General features: G+C 41.1%; 17 protein-coding genes. 7 read left to right on the top strand and 10 right to left on the bottom strand.

The genetic code is table 11. The features are described 5' to 3' along the window. On the bottom strand, positions 1-928 hold a 928-nt coding region (locus G1O98_RS14550; protein ID WP_175586677.1), incomplete at its 3' end, for a glycogen debranching enzyme N-terminal domain-containing protein. Positions 929-1,059: 131 nt separating this feature from the next. Between G1O98_RS14550 and G1O98_RS14545 the strand changes: the two genes are divergently transcribed. The 3 genes from G1O98_RS14545 to G1O98_RS14535 all read left to right on the top strand — a co-directional run bounded on the left by G1O98_RS14545 (position 1,060) and on the right by G1O98_RS14535 (position 3,089). Then, positions 1,060-1,671 carry a peroxiredoxin gene (locus G1O98_RS14545; RefSeq protein ID WP_069068387.1) on the top strand — a complete coding sequence of 204 codons (612 nt, stop codon included), beginning with the start codon at positions 1,060-1,062 and terminating at the stop codon, positions 1,669-1,671. Positions 1,672-1,825: 154 nt separating this feature from the next. After that, positions 1,826-2,362 (top strand): peroxiredoxin, encoded by a 537-nt coding sequence (locus tag G1O98_RS14540; protein WP_163929453.1) that lies wholly within the window; start codon positions 1,826-1,828, stop codon positions 2,360-2,362. A 61-nt stretch (positions 2,363-2,423) separates the two neighbouring features. Continuing rightward, a complete protein-coding gene (locus tag G1O98_RS14535; RefSeq protein ID WP_163929457.1) occupies positions 2,424-3,089 on the top strand; it encodes a glutathione S-transferase family protein in 666 nt (221 codons plus the stop codon). Positions 3,090-3,134: 45 nt separating this feature from the next. On the opposite strand, the gene G1O98_RS14530 is transcribed toward G1O98_RS14535, so the two are convergent. The 4 genes from G1O98_RS14530 to G1O98_RS14515 form a co-directional block, all read right to left on the bottom strand. Beyond that, a complete protein-coding gene (locus tag G1O98_RS14530; RefSeq protein WP_163929452.1) occupies positions 3,135-4,136 on the bottom strand; it encodes a DnaJ C-terminal domain-containing protein in 1,002 nt (333 codons plus the stop codon). A 118-nt stretch (positions 4,137-4,254) separates the two neighbouring features. Continuing rightward, positions 4,255-4,764: an AAA family ATPase gene (locus G1O98_RS14525; RefSeq protein ID WP_163929451.1), complete on the bottom strand. Its 510-nt coding sequence runs from the start codon at positions 4,762-4,764 to the stop codon at positions 4,255-4,257. 83 nt (positions 4,765-4,847) lie between these two features. After that, positions 4,848-6,137 carry a glucose-1-phosphate adenylyltransferase gene (locus G1O98_RS14520; protein ID WP_163929450.1) on the bottom strand — a complete coding sequence of 430 codons (1,290 nt, stop codon included), beginning with the start codon at positions 6,135-6,137 and terminating at the stop codon, positions 4,848-4,850. 393 nt (positions 6,138-6,530) lie between these two features. Continuing rightward, positions 6,531-8,384 (bottom strand): hypothetical protein, encoded by a 1,854-nt coding sequence (locus G1O98_RS14515; protein WP_163929449.1) that lies wholly within the window; start codon positions 8,382-8,384, stop codon positions 6,531-6,533. A 165-nt stretch (positions 8,385-8,549) separates the two neighbouring features. On the opposite strand from G1O98_RS14515, the gene G1O98_RS40710 reads away from it, so the two are divergent. After that, positions 8,550-8,684, top strand: a complete 135-nt coding sequence (locus G1O98_RS40710) for a hypothetical protein (protein WP_265578513.1) — start codon at positions 8,550-8,552, stop codon at positions 8,682-8,684. Between the two features lie 315 nt (positions 8,685-8,999). On the opposite strand, the gene G1O98_RS14505 is transcribed toward G1O98_RS40710, so the two are convergent. The 3 genes from G1O98_RS14505 to G1O98_RS14495 all read right to left on the bottom strand — a co-directional run bounded on the left by G1O98_RS14505 (position 9,000) and on the right by G1O98_RS14495 (position 15,083). After that, complete coding sequence (locus G1O98_RS14505; RefSeq protein WP_163929448.1) at positions 9,000-9,206, bottom strand: hypothetical protein; 207 nt, start codon at positions 9,204-9,206, stop codon at positions 9,000-9,002. Between the two features lie 313 nt (positions 9,207-9,519). Next, complete coding sequence (locus G1O98_RS14500) at positions 9,520-14,001, bottom strand: translation initiation factor IF-2 N-terminal domain-containing protein (RefSeq protein WP_163929447.1); 4,482 nt, start codon at positions 13,999-14,001, stop codon at positions 9,520-9,522. A gap of 164 nt (positions 14,002-14,165) precedes the next feature. Further along, on the bottom strand, positions 14,166-15,083 hold the full coding sequence (locus tag G1O98_RS14495; RefSeq protein WP_163929446.1) for a histone deacetylase: 918 nt from the start codon (positions 15,081-15,083) through the stop codon (positions 14,166-14,168). A 107-nt stretch (positions 15,084-15,190) separates the two neighbouring features. On the opposite strand from G1O98_RS14495, the gene G1O98_RS14490 reads away from it, so the two are divergent. Further along, positions 15,191-16,216, top strand: a complete 1,026-nt coding sequence (locus tag G1O98_RS14490) for a mechanosensitive ion channel family protein (protein WP_163929445.1) — start codon at positions 15,191-15,193, stop codon at positions 16,214-16,216. Between the two features lie 381 nt (positions 16,217-16,597). Here the strand turns inward: G1O98_RS14490 and G1O98_RS14485 are convergent, their stop codons facing one another. Then, positions 16,598-17,377 carry an MBL fold metallo-hydrolase gene (locus tag G1O98_RS14485; RefSeq protein ID WP_163929444.1) on the bottom strand — a complete coding sequence of 260 codons (780 nt, stop codon included), beginning with the start codon at positions 17,375-17,377 and terminating at the stop codon, positions 16,598-16,600. A 112-nt stretch (positions 17,378-17,489) separates the two neighbouring features. Between G1O98_RS14485 and G1O98_RS14480 the strand changes: the two genes are divergently transcribed. After that, positions 17,490-17,927, top strand: coding sequence for a VOC family protein (locus G1O98_RS14480; RefSeq protein WP_163929443.1), 438 nt, complete (start codon positions 17,490-17,492; stop codon positions 17,925-17,927). Positions 17,928-17,937: 10 nt separating this feature from the next. Here G1O98_RS14480 and G1O98_RS14475 read toward each other — a convergent pair whose 3' ends face one another. Further along, on the bottom strand, positions 17,938-19,626 hold the full coding sequence (locus tag G1O98_RS14475) for an S-layer homology domain-containing protein (RefSeq protein WP_163929442.1): 1,689 nt from the start codon (positions 19,624-19,626) through the stop codon (positions 17,938-17,940). Between the two features lie 164 nt (positions 19,627-19,790). On the opposite strand from G1O98_RS14475, the gene G1O98_RS14470 reads away from it, so the two are divergent. Further along, positions 19,791-20,684: an alpha/beta fold hydrolase gene (locus tag G1O98_RS14470; RefSeq protein ID WP_163929441.1), complete on the top strand. Its 894-nt coding sequence runs from the start codon at positions 19,791-19,793 to the stop codon at positions 20,682-20,684. The last annotated feature ends 145 nt before the right edge of the window (positions 20,685-20,829 follow it).

Raw genomic sequence — 20,829 nt, 5'->3', positions numbered from 1 at the left:
GCTCCCCTACTCCCCTACCCCCCTCACTCCATCCAAAAATCTGGGAGAGCCGGTCTTGCTCTTGCTCCACGGCTTCTGTAAAGGTTTCGGAAGTGAGAACACCTGCCATCAAGTTTGGAAAACCTACTCGTGCTTCTAGTGTTACCACATCTCCTGGTTGCAGTGTGACTATCAAGTAACCAGGACTGTAGAGGTCTTCTTTGTCGCTTAATCCCCGTTTTGTCTCCTCAGACAATCCATAATTCCAATACCAAACTGCATCTGGTTGATATTTTCCTTTTGTCCAACGCAAGTGCCAAGGTATACCGAAATTACCCAATTTTTTTGCTTGCAGACAGATTTGCTGTTGCCCAAGCAATTCTGAGAACTGTAATCCTGAACTAGCAATTTGTGGGTGGTGAAAATCACGTTCTGCGATCAGCAGCCGCAGCCGTAAAATTGCTGTATCACTTCCGTCATAGCGATATTGGATCAAGATTCGATCGCAAAATTGGGCATTGGGAAGAGGCAGAGGGGAACTTTGCTGGAGGCAAGGAGGAGAATGAGAAATTACCTCTTTCCTGTCTGTTCCAAAGTTTTCAGCCTCCACTAACCCATAAGGCATCACCAATTGTCTGCTTAATTGCCAGTTATCTCGACCCCAAATCCATTTTGGAACTGGGTTAATATCAAAACAACGCAACAGTTCGTAGCCTGTCAGTTCAATCTGACCGTTACCCCAAACATTTGTCCCCAGTGCTACAACGTTCCCCGATACTTCTAAGCTAGCGTCTAAGTGTGAAAACAGCAGAGTCCGCCCAGAAGGTGGGTTTGTAGCGGTAAACAGCCAACCGTGATAGGTGCGCGTGCGGACATCAGAAATCGTACCACTGGCAAAACTTCCTAAGCCATTGGTAAGTAACCATTCTCTTGTATCTAAATCTGGCATTGGCTACTCAAAATCGTTATGAGTATGATATAGTCGTAACAGATCGTAATTAAACTGTGAGAGCGTGAATGGGCGGGTTTTACTTGACCCGTATTTCAACGCTAATAAACCGATAAAGGAGAATTAGGTTAATGTCCCTTACTTACGGAACCGAAGGAAGCCTCCGCGTTGGCCAACAAGCTCCCGATTTCACAGCAACGGCTGTGGTAGATCAGGAATTTAAGACAATTAAACTTTCCGATTATCGCGGTAAGTATGTCGTCCTGTTTTTCTACCCACTAGACTTTACCTTTGTTTGTCCTACTGAAATCACAGCATTTAGCGATCGCTACGAAGAATTCAAGAAAATCAATACTGAAGTCCTTGGGGCTTCCGTTGACAGTGAATTCTCCCACCTCGCTTGGATTCAAACAGATCGTAAGTCTGGTGGTGTCGGCGACCTGAATTATCCTCTAGTCTCAGACATCAAGAAAGAGATTAGCGCCGCTTACAATGTTCTTGACCCAGCAGCCGGCATTGCCTTGCGTGGTCTGTTCATCATCGATAAAGATGGTATCATACAGCACGCTACCATCAACAACCTAGCTTTTGGTCGCAGCGTTGATGAAACCCTGCGGACATTACAAGCAATTCAGTATGTTCAATCTCACCCCGATGAAGTTTGCCCCGCTGGTTGGCAACCTGGTGACAAGACAATGAATCCTGACCCAGTGAAGTCTAAAGTTTACTTCTCTGCTGTCTAAATTTCGTTAGCAAACTCTAATCCAAGTTGTTGGAGTTGAGAGCAAAATCAATGAAAACCACAGATAAACAGAGATACACATGAAACAGTGTCAACCTCTGTATCTATCTGTGGTTTTTTCATTAAATAGTATTTAAATAATTAGGGTTAAAAATATGTTGACTTCAAATGATTTTAGTGGGTTATTAAATGAGAGATTCTTCCGCAATTTTTTACCAGTTCCAGCTAGAAATCAACTCAGGTTAGGAGTAGGAACGCCTGATTTTCAACTGCCAGATATTACTAACGGAACTTTAGTAAAATTGTCTGATTATAAAGGCAAGCAACCAGTCTTACTCGCCTTTACTCGCATCTTTACTGAAAAACAATATTGCCCCTTTTGTTTTCCTCATATCAAAGCTTTGAATGAGAACTATGAGCAATTTAAAAATCGTGGTATAGAAGTTTTAATGATTACTAGTACCGATGAGCGGCAGAGTCAAATTGTTGTGAAAGATTTAGGTTTAAAAATGCCGTTATTGAGCGATCCTAGTTGTCGAGTTTTTCGTACCTATCAAGTAGGACAAGCACTAGGAGCGCCTTTACCAGCCCAGTTTGTATTAGATAAAGAAGGAAAACTCAGCTACTGGCATTTATTTTCTTTTCTGGATCACAATGCTAGTGTTGAGACTCTGTTAGAACAATTTAATTGAGTATAAGGTGTAAAATTAATTGGCAATACCCACTCTACTGATAAAACTGTGAGGTTTTATGGTGCTGACCCTTTATCATTCATCTATTTCTCCTAACTCCCGTCGCGTCTGGATTACTCTGCTGGAAAAAGGACTTGAGTTTGAATTAGTAGAGATAAAGCTAGATGGGGAACAGTTTAAACCAGAGTTTTTGGCAATTAGTCCCTTTCACCACATTCCAGCTTTGGTGGATGACGGCTTTAATGTCGTGGAATCTTTAGCAATTCTGGACTATTTAGAGGCAAAATATCCCACACCTGCGATGTTGCCTAAAGATGCCAAGGATTTAGCGATCGCACGGATGGTACAACTGGTAACGGTGAATGAGCTTTTGCCAGCAACCACCACATTTTTACCTCAGATATTAGGCTTACCTGGAGAAAATCCCGAAAAAATCGAGCAGGCGAAGCAGAAAATTTCAACAGTACTCAAATTATTCGAGAATTTACTTGACGATCGCCCTTACTTTGGTAGTCAAAACCTAACTCTGGCTGAGGTTGTGGCTGGAACTGTAGTAATATGGCTGCCGGAAGTAGGCATTTCTTTAAAAGATTATCCAAAACTGAATGCTTGGCACGATCGCTTAATTGTACGTCCATCGTGGCAAGCTACCGAGTCTACACCAGAGGCAATGGAAGCGTTTAAGTCTGTCATTGTAGCGAGAAATACGCGGCAAACTCAGACCTAACAATGTAGAAACGGCCAAATTTACCGTTTCTACAATCCGAAGTTTTCACAGCTTGACTTGCTGCAAATGACTGCGGGGATTATAAGTACGTATAGCCCGGATTTTTTCATAATATTCTCGCTCTTGTTGGCTGAGGTCTTTTGGTGGTGCGATCGCCACCTTCACCAACTGATCGCCACGTCCACCCTTGGCGAGGGGCCAACCTTTGCCACGTAAACGCAGCGATTGTCCAGAACGTACTCCGGCTGGTAGCTTGACATTAACTGAACCGTCGGGAGTGGGTACATCAATAGACGCTCCCAGAGTAGCTTCATCTGGTGTAATTGCCACTTCGCACACCAAGTTATCGCCTTCCATTTGGAAGAACGAGTGCGGCTGAAGTTCAACTTTTAAGTATAAATCGCCTCGTTGCTGAGTCATCGGGTTGATTTGACCTTTGCCCCGCACGCGCAGACGAGTACCAGGTTTAGCCCCAGATGGGATACGAACATCAATGGTTTCGTTACCTAAACTGAAGCGCTTTTGCACACCGTTAAATGCTTCAGCAAAAGTTAGAGTGATTATAGCTTCACTATCCTGGGAAGTACCCGCACCTGGATCTTGAAACCCATAATCGTTAAAGCCACCAAAACCACTTGTAGCTCCTGTAGGAGGGCGGTAAGAGTAACTTTGTCGCCCACCTCCACCACGAGGGGCAGCACCGCCAAACCGTCCTAGCAACTCATTAATGAACTCATCAAAATTGCCGTATTGACTGAAGTCAAAGCCACCCATATCGGCACCAACGCCACCACCAGGGAAACCTTCGCCAGCTTGCTTCCAATATTGACCGAATTGGTCATATTTTTTGCGTTTATCTACATCTGAAACAACCTCGTAGGCTTCGCTAACTTCTTTAAAGCGTGCCTCTGCCTGTTTGTTATTTGGGTTGACATCGGGGTGATATTTGCGGGCTAGTTTACGAAAGGCTTGTTTAATCTCATCTTGAGTGGCAGTCTTATTAACTCCCAAAATTGCATAATAGTCCTTGAAGTCGGTTGCAGCCATCTACTAGCCTCCTATAGAAATTACTGTTATGTTTTTTTTTAAGAACACAGATATTTAATTGCTAGGTAGAGTGCCAAGCAAAAGAATCTGATTTTAAATTAACAAAGAATATAGAAAATCAAGTGTGGTTCTTGCTCAACCTGCGATCGCAATTTCCGTACTCCGATTTTTCTGATAAGCGGATCAGCCCGTCTAGTCCCTCTTCCAGGCTTGGGGGGGCATCCCGGAGTTGACGGTGCATTCGCAAAATAATTTCTTCAGGAACCTGGCGCGATCGCTTCTTATTACGTGCCAAACATAGCCAGACTGGTGTATCCACCCAAATTCCCATAATTTGGGTAAAGCCCAATTCACGGGCTAAAGCAATTACTTCACGGCGATGACGGCGCTGGGCATTGGTAGCGTCGAAAATGGCTGTATTTGCTGTAGAAATAGCTTGTTGAAATTGCCGTTCTACTTCCCGCCAAATCACCACCCACGGTCCCTGAAGGGCTTGAGAACCGAACAATTGCCCCCGGATGCCATCTGTAGAAATCAGTGGCATCTGGGGGCATTCTGCCAGTAATTGTTTTGCAAAAGTTGACTTACCGCTACCTGGAAGACCAATCAGCAAAAACAGTTTAGTCATTTGTCCGTTGTCCTTTGTCATTTGTCCTTTGTTACTTGTAACTATTAACCAATGACTAATGACTAATGACTAATGACCAATGACTAAATGATTGTTCCATCAGCAATTACAGCATTTTTCAGCACGACGACAATACCACTGCGGATGTAAAAACCTTGATTTTCGCGTTCAGCTTCTTGCACATTATCTTTATTGATAATTTTGACATCATGACCGATGCGGGCATTTTTATCGATGATGGCACCGCGAATAATCGTGTCTGTACCGATGCCTACGGGAATGTCATTTTCTATCAAGCTACATTGCCGTTCTACAGAAGCTTGGTAAAAATCTGCACCCATGAGCAAAGATTCTTCGATGACACAGCCAGATTCAATCCGCGATCGCACTCCTAAAACTGAATGTTGAATGCGGCAATTCTTCAAAATACAACCTTCGCCAATAATTGATTCTGTGATCTGGCAATCTAAAAGTTTAGTCGGAGGTAAGTAACGAGGACGGGTATAAATTGGTGCTTTTTCATCGTAGAAACTAAAAGGTGGCTGGGGCTGCTGAGTCAGGGCTAAATTTGCCTGATAAAAGGCCTCAATTGTTCCAATATCTTCCCAGTAATCATCAAAAAGGTAGGCTTGAACGTTGTAATCTTTAGAGGCATCAGGAATAATTTCTTTACCGAAATCAGTCCTTTCTATACCTTCTCTCAACAACTTGAACAAAACCTCTTTTTTAAAGACATAAATCCCCATTGAGGCGATGTAAGGCTGTTTCTGGGCTTGTTCTTTTGTTAATCCCAGTACACTTGTATCAACTTGCATTTGGGTTAACGCTTCGCCTTTAGGTTTTTCGCTAAAGTCAATTACCCTACCAGAATCGTCAATTTTCATCAAGCCAAAATCTGAGGCGCGGCGTTCATCAATGGGGATGACAGAGAGAGTAATATCAGCGTCCGTGTCCCTATGGCGTTGAATAAACTGGCGATAATCCATTCGGTAGAGGTGATCGCCTGAAAGGATTAGATATTCTTCTACATCCCATTCTTCCATCAACCATAGATACTGACGCACAGCATCGGCTGTACCTTGGAACCAGTTCGGGTTTTCTGGGGTTTGTTGTGCCGCTAGCACTTCCACAAAACCTTCGTTGAAACCAGTAAAGTTATAGGTACGGGCGATGTGACGATTCAGAGAAGCTGAGTTGAATTGTGTCAGGACGTAGATTTTGAATATTTCGGAATTTATGCAGTTACTAACAGGGATATCGATTAAGCGGTACTTCCCCGCTACTGGTACTGCTGGTTTAGCGCGGAGTTTGGTTAATGGGTAAAGCCGAGTACCCGCGCCACCGCCAAGGATGATTGATAATACTTTTTTCACAAAATTTCTCCCGACTGCCTTTCAACTCTCATCTTCAGTTTAGGACTGTCTGCCACCACAGGTAAGGGGGATCATGTGATTCTTAGGGAGGAATTTTATAGAATGCTGTTGGTTATCGATAGTACAGGGAATAAGCAAAAGACTAGAACATTTGTATTTATTTAGATAGGTGAACAATATAGGAAGTTTTGGCTACGTTTGCCTTGCATGGAATTTGACTATCGCTTTTGCATTTTATATCGATATAGAAATCATATTTAATTTTTTGAAAAAACTTAGTACAACTAACTTGAAAAGCCTTGTTGCCTATTGTCGCGCTTGTGCTACGCGCACCACGTGAGGAAATATGGCTACGCCATGCTGCGCGAATAAAATAAAAGGTGGCTGTTATAGTTATCTATTTATTTTCTTTGATAAACTATGTTGCGAGATAAAATTCTCAGGTGAATCACTCTTTTGGGCAATATTGAGACGTAGAAACTGCGCCCAGACTTCATCACTAAGTAACTTTAAAGCAGTTTTAGGATTGTTAATTGCGATCGCACCGATAACTTTACGCCATACTTCCTGCAATGACTCAAGAAAAGCCTCTTCAATAGAAACTTGACTCAACAACGAAAGGGCGGTTTTAAAACTTTCTGAATCAGCTTGTATCTTCTTCGATCTTAACCCTTGAAGTGTCACATTTAACCACACAGGCAGAAGTTCCAGCCAATTGCTTTGCTGTATGTTTTTGAGTGCAATGTCTTCCATACCTAGCGCACCCCATACATATAAAGACTCCACAGCAAGTTTAGAATCGCGGTTGTTTAGAGCATTTTGCCATAAATTTTGAGCTTGATTTTGGAAGCGATTAGCAAGAAATTTATAAGCTTCTTGGACTTGATGCAAAATTGTGACTTTATAAACTGATTCACCCCGTGGTAGGTAATCACCACGATAAGATAGCCAATTATGAGATCCACACAGATGGATTTCTTGATCAACTATTATTTCTTTTATATGGGATTCTCCCAGCCATAAAACCTGTACAGATGATAAACCATCAGGTGTTTTTATTGCTCGCAGTTTTTTCTCTACTTCTGGCGAAATTGGTTTCTCTTCATCTTCTTGTCGCCGCGCAATTCCATGTCCAATTAAAATCCAAAGTCCACGATTAGCTAATTTTTGTAACAAAGTTAGAAATTTTTCATCGACAACTGCCTGATTCACCCAAGGAGAATAAATAATAACCTGACTTTTAGCAGAATTCAAAACTTCTGAGAAAACTTGGCTAATTTGTCCGTCGCGTAACTGTACAACTTCACCTACCACTGGAGATTTATCTACTTTTTTACCAGCCTTTATCGCAGGTTTTAGCGCTTTTTGGCGAATATTTTCAAGTCTAGCTTCTATTTCAGTATTTTTATGTTTGAAAATGGCTTCACGTTCAAAATTGATTGTTTCGGTTGATAACTTACATAATGCTTGCAAGGATATCTTACCTTGAGCGTGTAGAGATTCTAACCAATTTGATGCTGACTCTAAAATTTGTTTTCCATTTCTTATTTGAATGGTTAATTTATCTTCAAGGGCATCGAAGATAACGAAAAGCGATATCTTTCTCCAAAATTTTTGAGTTGGATTTAATGCCTTATAAGAAGTAACGATTTTTCCCTCTTCTGGGACATGAAGTGCTAAATCTGAAGCCTGAATACTTTTTTGGATTTCCTCAAGTTGTAAAGAAGAGATATCAGTAATTGTATGATCAATAGTGATAAAATCTGCCAAGTCTGGCAACTTTATCACTGCCTCACTTAGTGATTCAGCTTGAAAGGTTATTTTGTCACTTAAAGGGTCTGTAATAGCATTAAGCTGTACAGGATATGGCGGCTGTGGTACAGACCCTTTTTCATAAAATGAGCGACCTTCAGAAGTAACTGTAATTGGTGATGTTGGTGATAGAGTTTGTAATGAGCGAAGAGTTGCAGTAGTAGTTTTGATAAATACAGAATCCAGTCCAAGTACAGAGGCTAATTCATCCTCTGTTGGTGAAGGTTGAAATTCAATCGCAGCGCGGATAATAAATTCTTCGAGTACGTTAAACTGGCGGGGTTCTTTGATATTTACTTCTATAGTAGTTTGACGCAAACTGTAACGAAATTGACGCGCTGCCAAAACCGATAAACTAGGACTTTGCGCTTCTATCTCGTCTACAAAATTTTTGAGATTGTCATCAATAGGTTTAGCAGAAGAGGCGAGAAACATTAAGAGAATAAGATTGGATAATTGAATTTGTACAAATACTTGTAACCCATGAGGCAAAGTATCTTTATGGTTTCAATAAGCTTTGGTGACGACATAGACCACCAAGCAAATCCAGCACCAGTGACAAATATTAGCACATTATAAATTTTCCTAGGAATGGCCATCGTGGGAGTATTCAGCAGCGTAGGTGTAGAAGCGATCGCGATCGCCAGTGTTCCATTTTTAATTCCTACTTCTACTGTAATTGCCGTAACGCGTTTTTCTCCTAATCGGGTTAAAGTTGCGATCGCAAAACCTTAGAGGTTATTTAGGGACTTCCAAATCAAACAATATCCCAAAACTAACGCAAATAATTCTCTCTATCTCTTCTCTCTCTGTGTTCTCTGTGTCTCTGTGGTAGCCTGCGGCAAGCCTCTCCGCGTCTACGTTTATTTGGATAATTTATTTCTTGGAAGTCCCTTATAAAGTAAAAATAAGATTATTTTACGGTGTGTTAGGTGCATATTCCTAGATGATTTGTCACAAAAAATTTCATCAAAGTGCTAACGCACCGCTATGTAACACGGTGCGTAATAGCAAAGCTGTAACCTACCTTACTTAAGATTTAAGCAGGCTTTATGAAATAGGAGTGGTTATATCTTCCTCCAAGGATGCTGGCAATTTAGAAGAACTAGCGCCAGTTTCTGGTGTTGAAAGCTCATCACTTACCATTCCATCCCATGAATAGTTACAGATTTTAGTGTGAAGCAATTTACCAAACGTGAGGTTAATTGCTAGGGCAAAAGAATCGATAAAAATTAGATTTACAAAGCGATCAATCATTAGACCCCCTTGAGCTAAATTAAGCATCAAGTGATATGTGCTTTGTTACTACACATGCCACAATCTCTTTTCCAGAAATGTCTGGTATCTTAATAATTCTTAGTTGAAGGGAACAGGGAGAAAGGGATTGTAGGTAAAGGAAACAGGAAAGAAAATATTATTTATCGCTTTAATCTTGGAAAGAAGTAAGCCAAACGAAGGACTTCATTTTATCAGCATAACTGCTAAAGATGATACAGTTTATTGGATAAGCTCTACCTACAAAGGCTAATTTGCCCAGTAGATAGCCTTCTTAAGATTGTCATCAATAGGTTTAACTGAAAAGGCGAGAAACATCAACAAAACCTTCATGTTTACTGACGATATTTGACACTTCAGAATACATACTTCCGACTTTACCTGATTGATGCGTAAACAAATTATGACAACCCACAATTATCAGCAGTTCTTGGGCGCGAGAAAATGCAACATTTACCCGTTCTGGTTTCTTAGCAAATCCGACATCTCCTTTACTGTTGTTGCGAACCATACTCACAATTACAACAGGTCTTTCCATACCTTGAAATCTGTCTACTGTCCCAGTACGAATCTCTAATGAAGGAAAAAGTTCAGATTGTAGGCGTTCATCAATTTTTCTTAATTGAGCGCCATAAAACGTAATTACGGCAATTTCTTTTTTTGGTTCACCATTAGCAACTTTAGCAACCCAAGTAGTCTCGAACTGCTGACACAGACGTTCAATCGCATCAATTTCTGGTGTATTAAAGTAAGAAGTTCCGCTTCTTTGCTCCAAAAACTGATTTTCTATAGGCGTTTTTACCCAAATAAGATGCTGAGATTCTTGGATAATTTCGCCTGCTAAATGATGTGCGCGTTTTGTGTCCGGTTCCAAAATACCAGATTCTAGTTTACCATCATAAAACTGATTGATTGCTCCCATAATAAATGGGTGCATTCGATATTGTGTAGTTAGCATTTGTTTAATGCTTTCATCAGCAGATTCAAACTGACTTTTAAATAGTGATTCTTCTAAAAATTGTAGTTCGTCTCGTGTATTGCCAATTGTCTGAGCAACTTCTTCTAAAGTGCTAGTGTCAAGCATGGGTGGTAATTGCCGATGATCGCCTACCATGACTAACTTCTTACCTTTTAAGGCAGGGATTAGTAACTCTGGTGGAGTACACTTACTAACCTCATCAATAATGACAACATCAAAGGATTTAAATTCTTCCGAAAAACCTCTATTTGCAGCTTGAACGCAGGTGATACCAACGACGTTAGCATTATCTAAATATATGCGCCTTAAATCGTCGCGATCGCGCTCATTTGGCTGTCTTAATTTTCCAATCCAATCTTGGACAAAATTCTGATATTTTTTGAGATAATTTTCTTCTTTTTCGAGTTCCTTTTGCCAAGATTCAAACTGAATATTGACACCGCGCAATAACTCTATATTAAACAAGTCAGGAGCAGAATGTTCTGGCTTAAACTTATCCGGAATTCTTTGCCATTCTGTCAACCACCAATTTCTTTCTTGTATTAAACTATCTGATGGCTGTGGTTGTAATTTTTCTTCTATTTCACCTAAGCTAATTTGTAATTTTTGAAGTTGCTGTAGAGCAGTTTTAGTTTCTTCTTGTAGTTTTGATAAATGCTCGTGTAGAGAATTTTTAATCATCTCTAATACCGCAAAAGGTTCTAAGGATGAAATTAAATTTTCAAGCTGACTAATGGAAGTTACCCAATAATTCACTTGATTTGAGAATTCTTGTGGATGCTCCCAAATATTTGATTGTGTCGCAAGATATTTCTCCGTTAAAGTGCGTAATTGAGTAGGTATATTTTGTTGATTAAGTTCTTGCAAGATATTAATAACTCTACCAAGTTGCAGATTAGCGTCTTGTTGCGCTTTTTCTACCTCAGCTTGAGTAATGGATATTTGCTGTTGGCTAATTTCAGTTTTCTGAAGTTCATTTAATTGTCTTTGTAAATACTGAAGCTGTTGTTCAGTTTCGGTTTTGACTTTTAAAACGCATTGGCGTGCATTTACAAGAATAGTATCTAACAATTCTTGGGTAATTTTGGTGAGAGTAGAATCGATATTATTCCATTCCCATGATGCGCCATAAGTCCGCTGCATTCTAATTAAGAAAACTTGGGTATTTTCGACCAGTAATTTTCGCTGTTTGGGATTGAGTAGCTGATAATTGCTAAACTGTTGATAGGTTTCTTGCCATTGGGTGCGATCGCTCTTTGATAGCACCATTGGAATCTGACTAAAATTTTCTTGTAAAAAATAGCTAAAATTATGCTGTTTACCCCGTCTATCAGTAAAACCTCCGTCTATTTCATAAGCGATCGCTTTTGTCAATAGCTCCCATTCTGGCAGATTAATTTTGTAAATTTTTGGTACTATTTGTAATTTTAATGTATTAGCAAACATCAATAAACCAAGTGGTAAGTCCACCAAATTTTCTGTTAGTGGTAAACCTGATTGCTGACAATCTTTTAAAGTTTGATATAGATGAGAAGGTGCTGTAGATTTCCACTCTTTTACTGCTGAGATAATATAATCAATTTCTCGTTGGCGATTTTCCCAAATCTGGATTGTTTGCTGTAGATTCTGTAGTTTGGCAAGATATTTTTGATAATCTGGTTGTACTTGATTTAACAATGCAAAATTCTGTTTTACAACCTCCACTGATGCTGCAACTTCTAAGATGGCTTGACTAGCCTCTTGAGCATGAGTAAAAGCAGATTTAAATCCTGACTTTTCTGTTGCTACAGTTTCACGCAACCAAACGGCTAAACCAAAAGCACCAAGCGCCGGACGCACCAAGCCAAGTTCATCAGTATATTTGATGGTTTGACGAACATTTGCTAAAAATTCTTCTACTAAACTATTACCTTCTGTGTATGGTTTCAGAAGAGGCAAAAAAGCTGTAACTTCTGGAGTTTCCCAATTTATCTTTGGTGCAGTGTTTAGTATATTTTCTAGACCTGCAATTAGAGATTCAACGTTGTTCTGTTTTTCTACAGTTTCGTTGTAAGATTTTTCTTGATTTTTAAAGTTTGTCTCTACCTTTAATTTATTTTTATTGAATTTTGCTTGCTGCTGGCTAAATTCTTCCTCTGCTTGGAAGTAGGGTGTAAATCTTTGTGATGATGCCAGTAATTGACTGAAAATTTTGATATTTTCGAGCCGTTGGGTAATATTATTTTCGCAGTCATCAGCTGTATTTTCTAGCCATCTGCCAATAACTTGGTCTTCTAAAAATGGCTGTCCTTCTTCGCCAACTTTTTCGGCTCTACCCTTGCGTACTGCCCGAATCACTGGGTTGTGAACTAATCGACTCAGGGCGTTATCTACTGCTAAATTCGCTTGCGAAGCAATTAGAGTTCGCCCACCTCGAAGCGCAATTTGATAGCAAATCTCGGCAATTACAGTAGTTTTACCAGTACCTGGTGGCCCTTGGATGAGAACAAGATCCTTGGCGGCAAGTACCTTTTCTACTGCTGCTTTTTGCCCGGGATTAGCGGAAGATAATAATAAATCTTGTGGTTGAAGTTCAACAGTACTTTTGATTTGTCTAGCTTGAGAAGCATCGAATAGAAAGTTGCCTAAATATGGATTTTGGGTGTAACCATTATTCAAATCATCTAGCGCTTTCTTCTTACGCTGAATCTGCTGAATATCTCCAACTGCCTCGAAACATAAGAATCCGGTAGTTGGTAATTTATAGCGCTCTGTTGCCATGAATTCAGCTAAGTCGCGTTCTAGCCGGAGGCTGATAATACAACGGTTGGTATCAACTTCTTCAACAGTTCCTAATTGACGACCGCTAATCCAATTTTTTCCGACTGGAGCAGTTTCAAAAAGTTTTAAATCTTCGTTTTTTGTGCGTCTTGCTCGTTCCCAAAAATTATCTACTTCGAGGGAATTTTGATAAAAGCCGTCAAGGGTGGCTGAGTTTACATCAATTTCAAAACTAATCCGCCTTTTGAAGTTATAGTTATGACTTACGTAACGCACACAAAATTGACGTGCTTTAGCAATTTTTTCCTCAATTTGCAAAAACGCTTTCCAAGCTTTCAACTGATCTTCTGTAGGCACATTTTCGCCACAAACTGGCGCGGTGGCGATGCGCTTCAATGTCGCCGGCGGAATGTCGAGATGATGCTGATGATTAGCCAGTAAACGCAAGCGACAAGGTATAGCGTAGCTGTCGGCGTGTCCGCGTGAAGGTTGTAACAACTGAGCCGAAAGTATTTTTATACCGTCGCGTCCATCTTTTTGTACAGCTGCTCTAAATCCTAATGTTTTTCTGAGCTTGTCAAGTCTTGCAGGCAATGGAAAATCATCGGAGTCTGTCGCTATTGTTAAATCCCAAATTTCCTCTCTTGCCTCTTTCCCTGAGCCTTTGCGACGCACATAAAATAAAGAAGGCTTTTTTCCTACACATTCCAACATTAACTCATTGGCGCGATCGCGCCGCTCCCTAAAATCGGAATATGATTTCGAGGCAGCCTCACCTTCAAGATGGCGGATAAAACTATCAATTGCTGAAGCTATAAACGTATAGCCCCAATCTTCAGAGGTTGTTTTAGTAGTTTTCGAGGATTTTGCTGTTAGTTTATTTACCGCTAAACGAATGCGTTCTACATCGGATTCTGAGATTGTACTGGTATGGCTTTTGACTACAATTTTGAGTTTTTCACAAATTAATAATAGCTTCTTGCTATCTAAATTTAATTCTTTTGCTAGTTCGTAGACTCTGAGTTTGCCGTTGTTCATCCAGTACTGCCTTTGCCAACAAAATAGTGTTTAAATTTAAACGCAAAGGGGCGCAAAGGAGCGCAAAGTTGATTTTAGTCCCATTTGCTACAAATTAAATTTGGTAATACTCTGCGTACCTTTGTGTTCCTCTGCGTTTAAAAACTCTATTACCCGTTAAATGACTATAGTTTGTACTGATGGTAAACTTCGTTAGCGGCCCGATGCAACAAGGAATGCCGCCATACTAAAGATTTCATATCATCAGCATAACCCCCGCCAATGACGCAGGCGACGGGATAACCGCTACTCATACAGGTAGTTAAAACCTGCATTTCGCGGCGAAAAATGCCCGCATCGGTTAAGGCTAATTTGCCCAAGCGATCGCCTATATGAGGGTCAACACCAGCATCATAAAATACTAAGTCTGGCTTGACTTTAGATAATAAATCTGATAAATAATTCGCTAAAGTTTGTAAATAAGCGTCATCTTCCATTCCCACCGGCAAAGGAACATCCAAATCGCTGTTTTGTTTAGTACCGGGGAAATTGACTTCGCAGTGCATGGAGAAAGTAAAAACGCTATCGTCGTCTTGGAAGATAAAAGCGGTACCGTCTCCCTGATGGACATCCAAATCGACAATCAGGATTTTTTGGACGAGTCCGAATTTTTGTAAAACGCGACAAGCGATCGCTAAATCGTTGAAAATACAAAAACCAGACCCATAACTGGGAAAGGCGTGATGAGTTCCACCAGCCGTATTACAAGCTAAACCATGACTTAATGCCAGTTTTGCAGTGAGTATCGTACCACCTACCGCCACACAGGTACGATTCGCTAATGCTGGACTCCAAGGCAAACCAATGCGACGCTGTGCTTTGGGGTCTAGGGTTCCTTCGCAATAAGCTTGAACGTAGCTTGGGGTGTGGACTAACTCTATCAATTCTGGTGGCGGACGTTCGGGGGTGTGAAATTGTTCTTGATTCGCTACACCATCAGCTAACAGCAATTCGTAGAGTTGTCGGAACTTAGACATCGGGAAACGATGTCCTTCAGGTAGCGGAGCAATGTAATCTGGGTGGTAAATAATTGGCAAGTCCATAAGGAAAGACAATCTCAAGCAGCTAATCCGACAACAAGGTAAAATTTAGCCATAATCACAGTAAAAATGCTGTTCTTGTAAATCTAAAATTCCAAATTTAAATTAATATGATGGAATGGATTCCGCCCATAGCATTTATTCTAGGTGGCTTACTAGCTGGAATAATTGGTGAAAAAGTTATCTTCAAAAAACTGGAAATATTCGTTAATAATAAACGAATTGCCGGGGGAAACATTATATTTCACTCTCTGCACCGCATGACATTTATTTGGTTTGTCATTGGCGGTTTTTTTTGGGCAATTCTGAGCGCACCCCTGAAACCGGATATTGCGATCGTACTGCAAAAAGTTATGACGATCGCACTGCTGTATTCAGTAACCCTAGTTTTAGCAAGATTGAGTGCTGGTTTTGTTAATTTATTTATTCGCAGAACAGAAGGGGTTCCCACATCACTAATTTCTAACCTTGCTAAAATTACTGTTTTAGTGTTGGGAACATTAATCATACTGCAAACGGTGGGTGTTCAAATTACCCCGATAATCACAACTTTAGGTATTGGTGGTCTAGCAGTTGGTTTGGCACTTCAAGACACACTTGCAAATTTATTTTCTGGGTTTTACTTAATTATTTCTAAGCAAGTTAGAACCGGAGACTATGTAAAGTTAGATGCTGGACATGAGGGATATGTCATAGATATTTCTTGGCGGAATACGACAATTAAAGAAATTTCCAATAATGTCGTTATTGTTCCTAATTCTAAATTGTCTTCGGCAATTTTCACTAACTATCATTTACCCGCAAAAGAAATTACTTTAACAATGGATGTGGGCGTAAGTTATGATAGCGATTTGGAACAAGTTGAAAAAGTGACTGTAGAAGTTGCCAAAGAAGTCATGCAAGAAATTGCACCGGAATTAAAAGAAAGTGAACCATATATCAGATTTCATACTTTTAATGATTTTAGTATAGATTTTACGCTTTATATGCGGGTAAGTGAATACTTCGATCAACGGATTGGAAAACATTTATTTGTGAAGAAATTACACAAACGCTATCAGCAAGCAGGAATTCAAATTCCTTTTCCGGTTAGAGAAGTGTATATGCAAGATAATTTAGATATAGACCGAAATTAGCCCAGGCGACTAGAAGTCGCGGCTATACAGACGAAACCCGCCTGCGCGGGTTAGCAAACCTTTGATTTTCCGTTAATCCAGGCGGACTTTGTTTGTACAGCCACGATTTTTAATCGCTAATACCAATTCTGTATGAAGATGCATAGAATATTAAACGAACCGCCCTTCGGGTGACGCTCCTTCGTCGCTAACGCTGCGCTAACACCAGTCGCTTACGGTGGGAAACCCGCCTACAGCGCTGGTTCACCAGTTCACCAACTACGCCTTCTCTACGAGAGGCTTCCGCCAACGCGTAGCGTCTCGTTAGAGAAGAGCGCCAAGAATAGAGAGTTACTCATTTAGTGCAGCTTCACATTAAATTGGTATAAGGCTAGGTGCAACTTAAATTGCTAATGCTCGTTTTTCTAATGGTAGTTCAAAGCGATCGCCTGGTTTCGGCTCAAGTACCCGTGTTGAAATATTGTTCTTCTCTAGTAACGAACGAAATTCTTCAGCAGTTCCTTTAGTCTGAATAAGTTTCATCAGCAACCCTTCAAACGCCACATCACCACCAGCCGCCGTAGGTATTATTACTTGAGGTTGTAACGATTTCACTACTTCCAAAGCGCTATTTTTACCTTTAATAATCGACCCAAGCAAAGGCAAGGTCATATCAATAAACGGTGTAATCACGACATCGATGGCTGCAGATTGCTGAAGTTGTGGAGAATGATAACCGTGAGGCTCGTAGTATACAGTTAGCCTACTCTCCAATTCTTTGAGAAGATAACTATTTTCTACCAAAGTGGGGCCAATTGGCGAACCGGGGAAAGCTTTGATTTCAAGTTGATTATTTAAAGTGAAAGTTTCACCATGAGCGAGAGTAGTTACTTGGGTATAACCTAACTGCTGTACTACCTTAGCTGCATTGGGAGAGGCTACAACTTTGATGCTGTGGTCGAGTACCTGAAGCGTTGGTGGGTGAGCGTGGTCTTCTAAACCTTGAGAGAGCAGAATCAGATCAATATTATCTGGGATTGGGCGATTTTGCGATCGCGAACCTTTAAATAACCAATCCAAATTGCTGAAAATTAACGAACCAACCAGCCAAGGGTCAATCAGTATTCTTTTCCCACCAATTTCCAGTAACCAAGAGTTGCTGTCGAACCAAGTTAAAAACATAAATTTTGTGAAGATAACGCCTACCTTCATTATCAATCGTGTCAGCTTTCTTAGTAAGCACTCAGACCAATACCTAAATTCGTCCAGTTAAGTCTACACACGGGGTTTTTTTATGTCTGATCTTGGTTTTACTCACATTGCACTTGCAGTCAGTGATGTTGATGCAAGTATCTCATTTTATGCAAAGTATGCCCAGATGACAGTCGTGCATCATCGCATTGATCAAGCAACTAAATCAGATGTTGCTTGGATTAGTGACCTGACCAGACCTTTTGTAATTGTCCTAATTAAAGCAGCTAAAGTAGAAGGCTCACTATTACCACAATCCCATCTTGGGGTAGCTTATCAGAATCGTGGGGAAATTGATCGCCTGTGCAATGAGGCACGCGCTGAGGAAATACTGCTAGATGGGCCAAATGACTGGGGTTTTCCGGTTGGTTACTGGGCTTATATTCGAGACCCTGATGGTCATACACTGGAAATTTCCTATGGTCAGGAAATTAGTTTTACAGTTGAGCAAGCTAGAGACGCGATTAATCGCGTCTCTTAAAAAAATAGTGTTACTTCTTACCAGGAGTACGTCCACCTTCATCGTTACTACCACCGTGAGGGCGGGAATTGCCAGGGTCACATCCCTCAGAACCATTACCAATTCCTTGGTTACAGTGGCGACGTGGTTTTACGCCCTCTGTCGAAGTTTCAGTCTGCTCCTCTACTGCAACTTGTTGTTGTTGTCCTCCAACGACATACTGCGAGGAAATGCTTGCTACCTCTCCGGTGCTAGATAGGGCTTGGTATAGCAAAGCAGATACTTCAGACCTAGTTGCTACCCGTTCAACATTTAGCAAGTTCACATTGGGATAGTTGACGACTATACCGCGTTGTGTCAAAGCTGCAATCAGACTGCGATATTCACTACGAATACTAGTTGCATCGCTGTAAACAGATAAGATTGTATCTGTTGAACCACTGGTTTTATAATTTAATCCCTGGGCGAATGCTACCAAAATGTCAAGGCGAGAAAGGCTTTGGCTAGGGTTAAAACCTTTGCCAATAACAGCGTTTAAAAAGCCCATTTGATAAACTTCGCTGATGGCATTGTAAGCCCAATATTGAGTTGAAACATCCTTAAAAGCGATCGCTCGACGAATTTTCCCCTTGGTAAACGCTTTCCGCAACATTGCCGCAAATTGAGCGCGAGTTACTGGTGCATCCGGGCGGAAAGTCCCATCAGGAAAACCTTCGAGAATTTCCATTGAGGCCAATTCGGCAATAAAATCTTTAGCCCAGTAGTCTGTGGAAACATCAGAAAACCCAACCTGGAGAGCGCGAGATATCCCGACTTGGCGATAATTCATCAGCATTTGGCTGATGTCGTAGCTAGAGTTATCGCTGACTTCAATCACCTGCACTAAGCTGCCAGGAGTAGCTTGCAAAGCCTCTGCTAAGTCGGAACTAAAGACGCTCACGAACGACTGACGCACTAAAGCATACTCACCCTGAGTGAAAGAGACGGGATAAACGCTAGTACCTGGAATTGTTGACAAACCTTCTACTTGGAACTGACTACCTTGGAAGGTTTGGGAACTGCTGAGGAAACTAACACGCTGGTCGCTGACTTGGGTGAAGTAGTCGTAGGTGGTGGTACCTGCGTCAATAGTGCCGTTTTGGTCAGCATCAACACCATAAACAGTACGAACAACTTGGTATTCTGTAGGTTTGGCTGACAAAACCAGGTTAACTGTGGTATTTGCCGACAAACATTCAAATTCGCTATAGCCAATAAAGCGGTTTTGAACATCATACAATCGCACGACGATGCGATCGCTAGCTTTTAATCCCTTAGCAAATTTTGCTTTTTGCTTAATCTTGTACTTGTAATCACCCAAAAAGCGCTCTTTTAGATAGCCCTTGCCACCTTTACTCTTGACAGAAATGCGAGCAATCACCTCTGACAAGTTCCCGGATGGTTCCCAAATGGCAAGGCTAAAACCTGTTTTTTTGCCTTTTGCAGAAACACTACTACTGCGGCTTTCTGTGGTGATAGTTTGCCGCTCAATAGTAGTACGACTCCTGGTTTCTACTTTTTTATCGGCTAAAAGTTGTTGACCTGTGGAATTATCAGATATTTGGGCGACGGTGGTAGCAAACCCTGAAGTTGCAGATGCAGAAGCTATTGGCGATAATATTGCCACAGAGGTTGCAGCCAGAACAAATTTGCTCATTTGAGCAAAGTAACTTTGATTCATGTATTTCATCTCATACTACCATTCGTCTAAAAAGTCACAGGGGTATTTGGTATCCCTTGACTCATTAATCCCTTGGCGTGGATGAAACTAACATCTAATCAGTGGCGAGTTATGAGGTCAGAGAACATTAATATATTTGAAGATACACTTTATGAATCTTATTAATGACTGTAACTACACAGCAGCTTGCAACTCAAGACGCTTTTGAAAAATTCTTTTGGACTTGGCAGGGCTACAAAATTCAGTACACTGTCATGGGTACTGGACGACCTCTGGTACTGGTTCACGGCTTCGGTGCTTCCATTGGACATTGGCGTAAAAATATCCCAGTTTTAGCTGATGCTGGCTACCAGGTGTTTGCCATAGACCTTTTAGGTTTTGGCGGTTCCGATAAAGCGCCCATTGATTACAGTGTGGAAGTTTGGGTGGAACTGCTGAAAGATTTCTGCACAGCACATATACACGAACCTGCTGTATTTATTGGCAACTCCATCGGCGCACTTTTGAGCTTAATAGTACTGGTAGAACATCCAGAAATTGCTGCTGGTGGTATTTTGATTAACTCTGCGGGTGGTTTAAGTCATCGTCCCCACGAATTGAACCCGCCGCTACGGATGGTGATGGCAGCTTTTAATCGGTTTGTGCGATCGCCAATTACAGGTAAATTTGTCTATAATCGCATCCGCCAAAAAGCCCAAATTCGCCGTACCCTCTACCAAGTTTACCGCGATCGCCAAGCCGTCACCGATGAATTAGTCGATTTACTTTATACACCCTCTTGCGACCCAGGAGCGCAACAAGTCTTTGCTTCCATTCTCACAGCCCCTCCTGGCCCAAGCCCAGAGGAACTTTTGCCCAAAGTAGAACGTCCTTTATTAGTAATTTGGGGTGCTGATGATCCTTGGACACCAATTACTGGGGCAAAGATTTACGAACAGGCGCGTGAGAATGGCAAAGAAATCAAAATAGTCCCCATTCCTAATGCCGGTCATTGTCCGCACGATGAGGTTCCAGATGTTGTCAATGCTCAGATTATCGATTGGCTAACGCAAAATTAGTAATTTTATGCCAAGACGCAAATGCAAAGATATTTTCTGTCCATGCGTCTTGGCCTATGCAGAGTAGAAATGGAGCTAACAATCTGGGTGAGTGGCTCTTAATCTTTCTAATTGCATCTTGACAGAATCAAACTCGTATGGTGTG

The sequence above is a fragment of the Nostoc sp. UIC 10630 genome (assembly GCF_010747425.1).
GTDB lineage: Bacteria > Cyanobacteriota > Cyanobacteriia > Cyanobacteriales > Nostocaceae > Nostoc.
This window is presented reverse-complemented; position numbering and strand designations above follow the sequence as displayed.

Bases quoted from the DNA above. Each gene is read 5' to 3' on its own strand.
- G1O98_RS14545 (WP_069068387.1), top strand. From the start codon at position 1,060: ATGTCCCTTACTTACGGAACCGAAGGAAGCCTCCGCGTTGGCCAACAA.
- G1O98_RS14540 (WP_163929453.1), top strand. From the start codon at position 1,826: ATGTTGACTTCAAATGATTTTAGTGGGTTATTAAATGAGAGATTCTTC.
- G1O98_RS14530 (WP_163929452.1), bottom strand. From the start codon at position 4,136: ATGGCTGCAACCGACTTCAAGGACTATTATGCAATTTTGGGAGTTAAT.
- G1O98_RS14525 (WP_163929451.1), bottom strand. From the start codon at position 4,764: ATGACTAAACTGTTTTTGCTGATTGGTCTTCCAGGTAGCGGTAAGTCA.
- G1O98_RS14515 (WP_163929449.1), bottom strand. From the start codon at position 8,384: ATGTTTCTCGCCTCTTCTGCTAAACCTATTGATGACAATCTCAAAAAT.
- G1O98_RS14505 (WP_163929448.1), bottom strand. From the start codon at position 9,206: ATGATTGATCGCTTTGTAAATCTAATTTTTATCGATTCTTTTGCCCTA.
- G1O98_RS14500 (WP_163929447.1), bottom strand. From the start codon at position 14,001: ATGAACAACGGCAAACTCAGAGTCTACGAACTAGCAAAAGAATTAAAT.
- G1O98_RS14495 (WP_163929446.1), bottom strand. From the start codon at position 15,083: ATGGACTTGCCAATTATTTACCACCCAGATTACATTGCTCCGCTACCT.
- G1O98_RS14490 (WP_163929445.1), top strand. From the start codon at position 15,191: ATGATGGAATGGATTCCGCCCATAGCATTTATTCTAGGTGGCTTACTA.
- G1O98_RS14485 (WP_163929444.1), bottom strand. From the start codon at position 17,377: ATGTTTTTAACTTGGTTCGACAGCAACTCTTGGTTACTGGAAATTGGT.
- G1O98_RS14480 (WP_163929443.1), top strand. From the start codon at position 17,490: ATGTCTGATCTTGGTTTTACTCACATTGCACTTGCAGTCAGTGATGTT.
- G1O98_RS14475 (WP_163929442.1), bottom strand. From the start codon at position 19,626: ATGAATCAAAGTTACTTTGCTCAAATGAGCAAATTTGTTCTGGCTGCA.
- G1O98_RS14470 (WP_163929441.1), top strand. From the start codon at position 19,791: ATGACTGTAACTACACAGCAGCTTGCAACTCAAGACGCTTTTGAAAAA.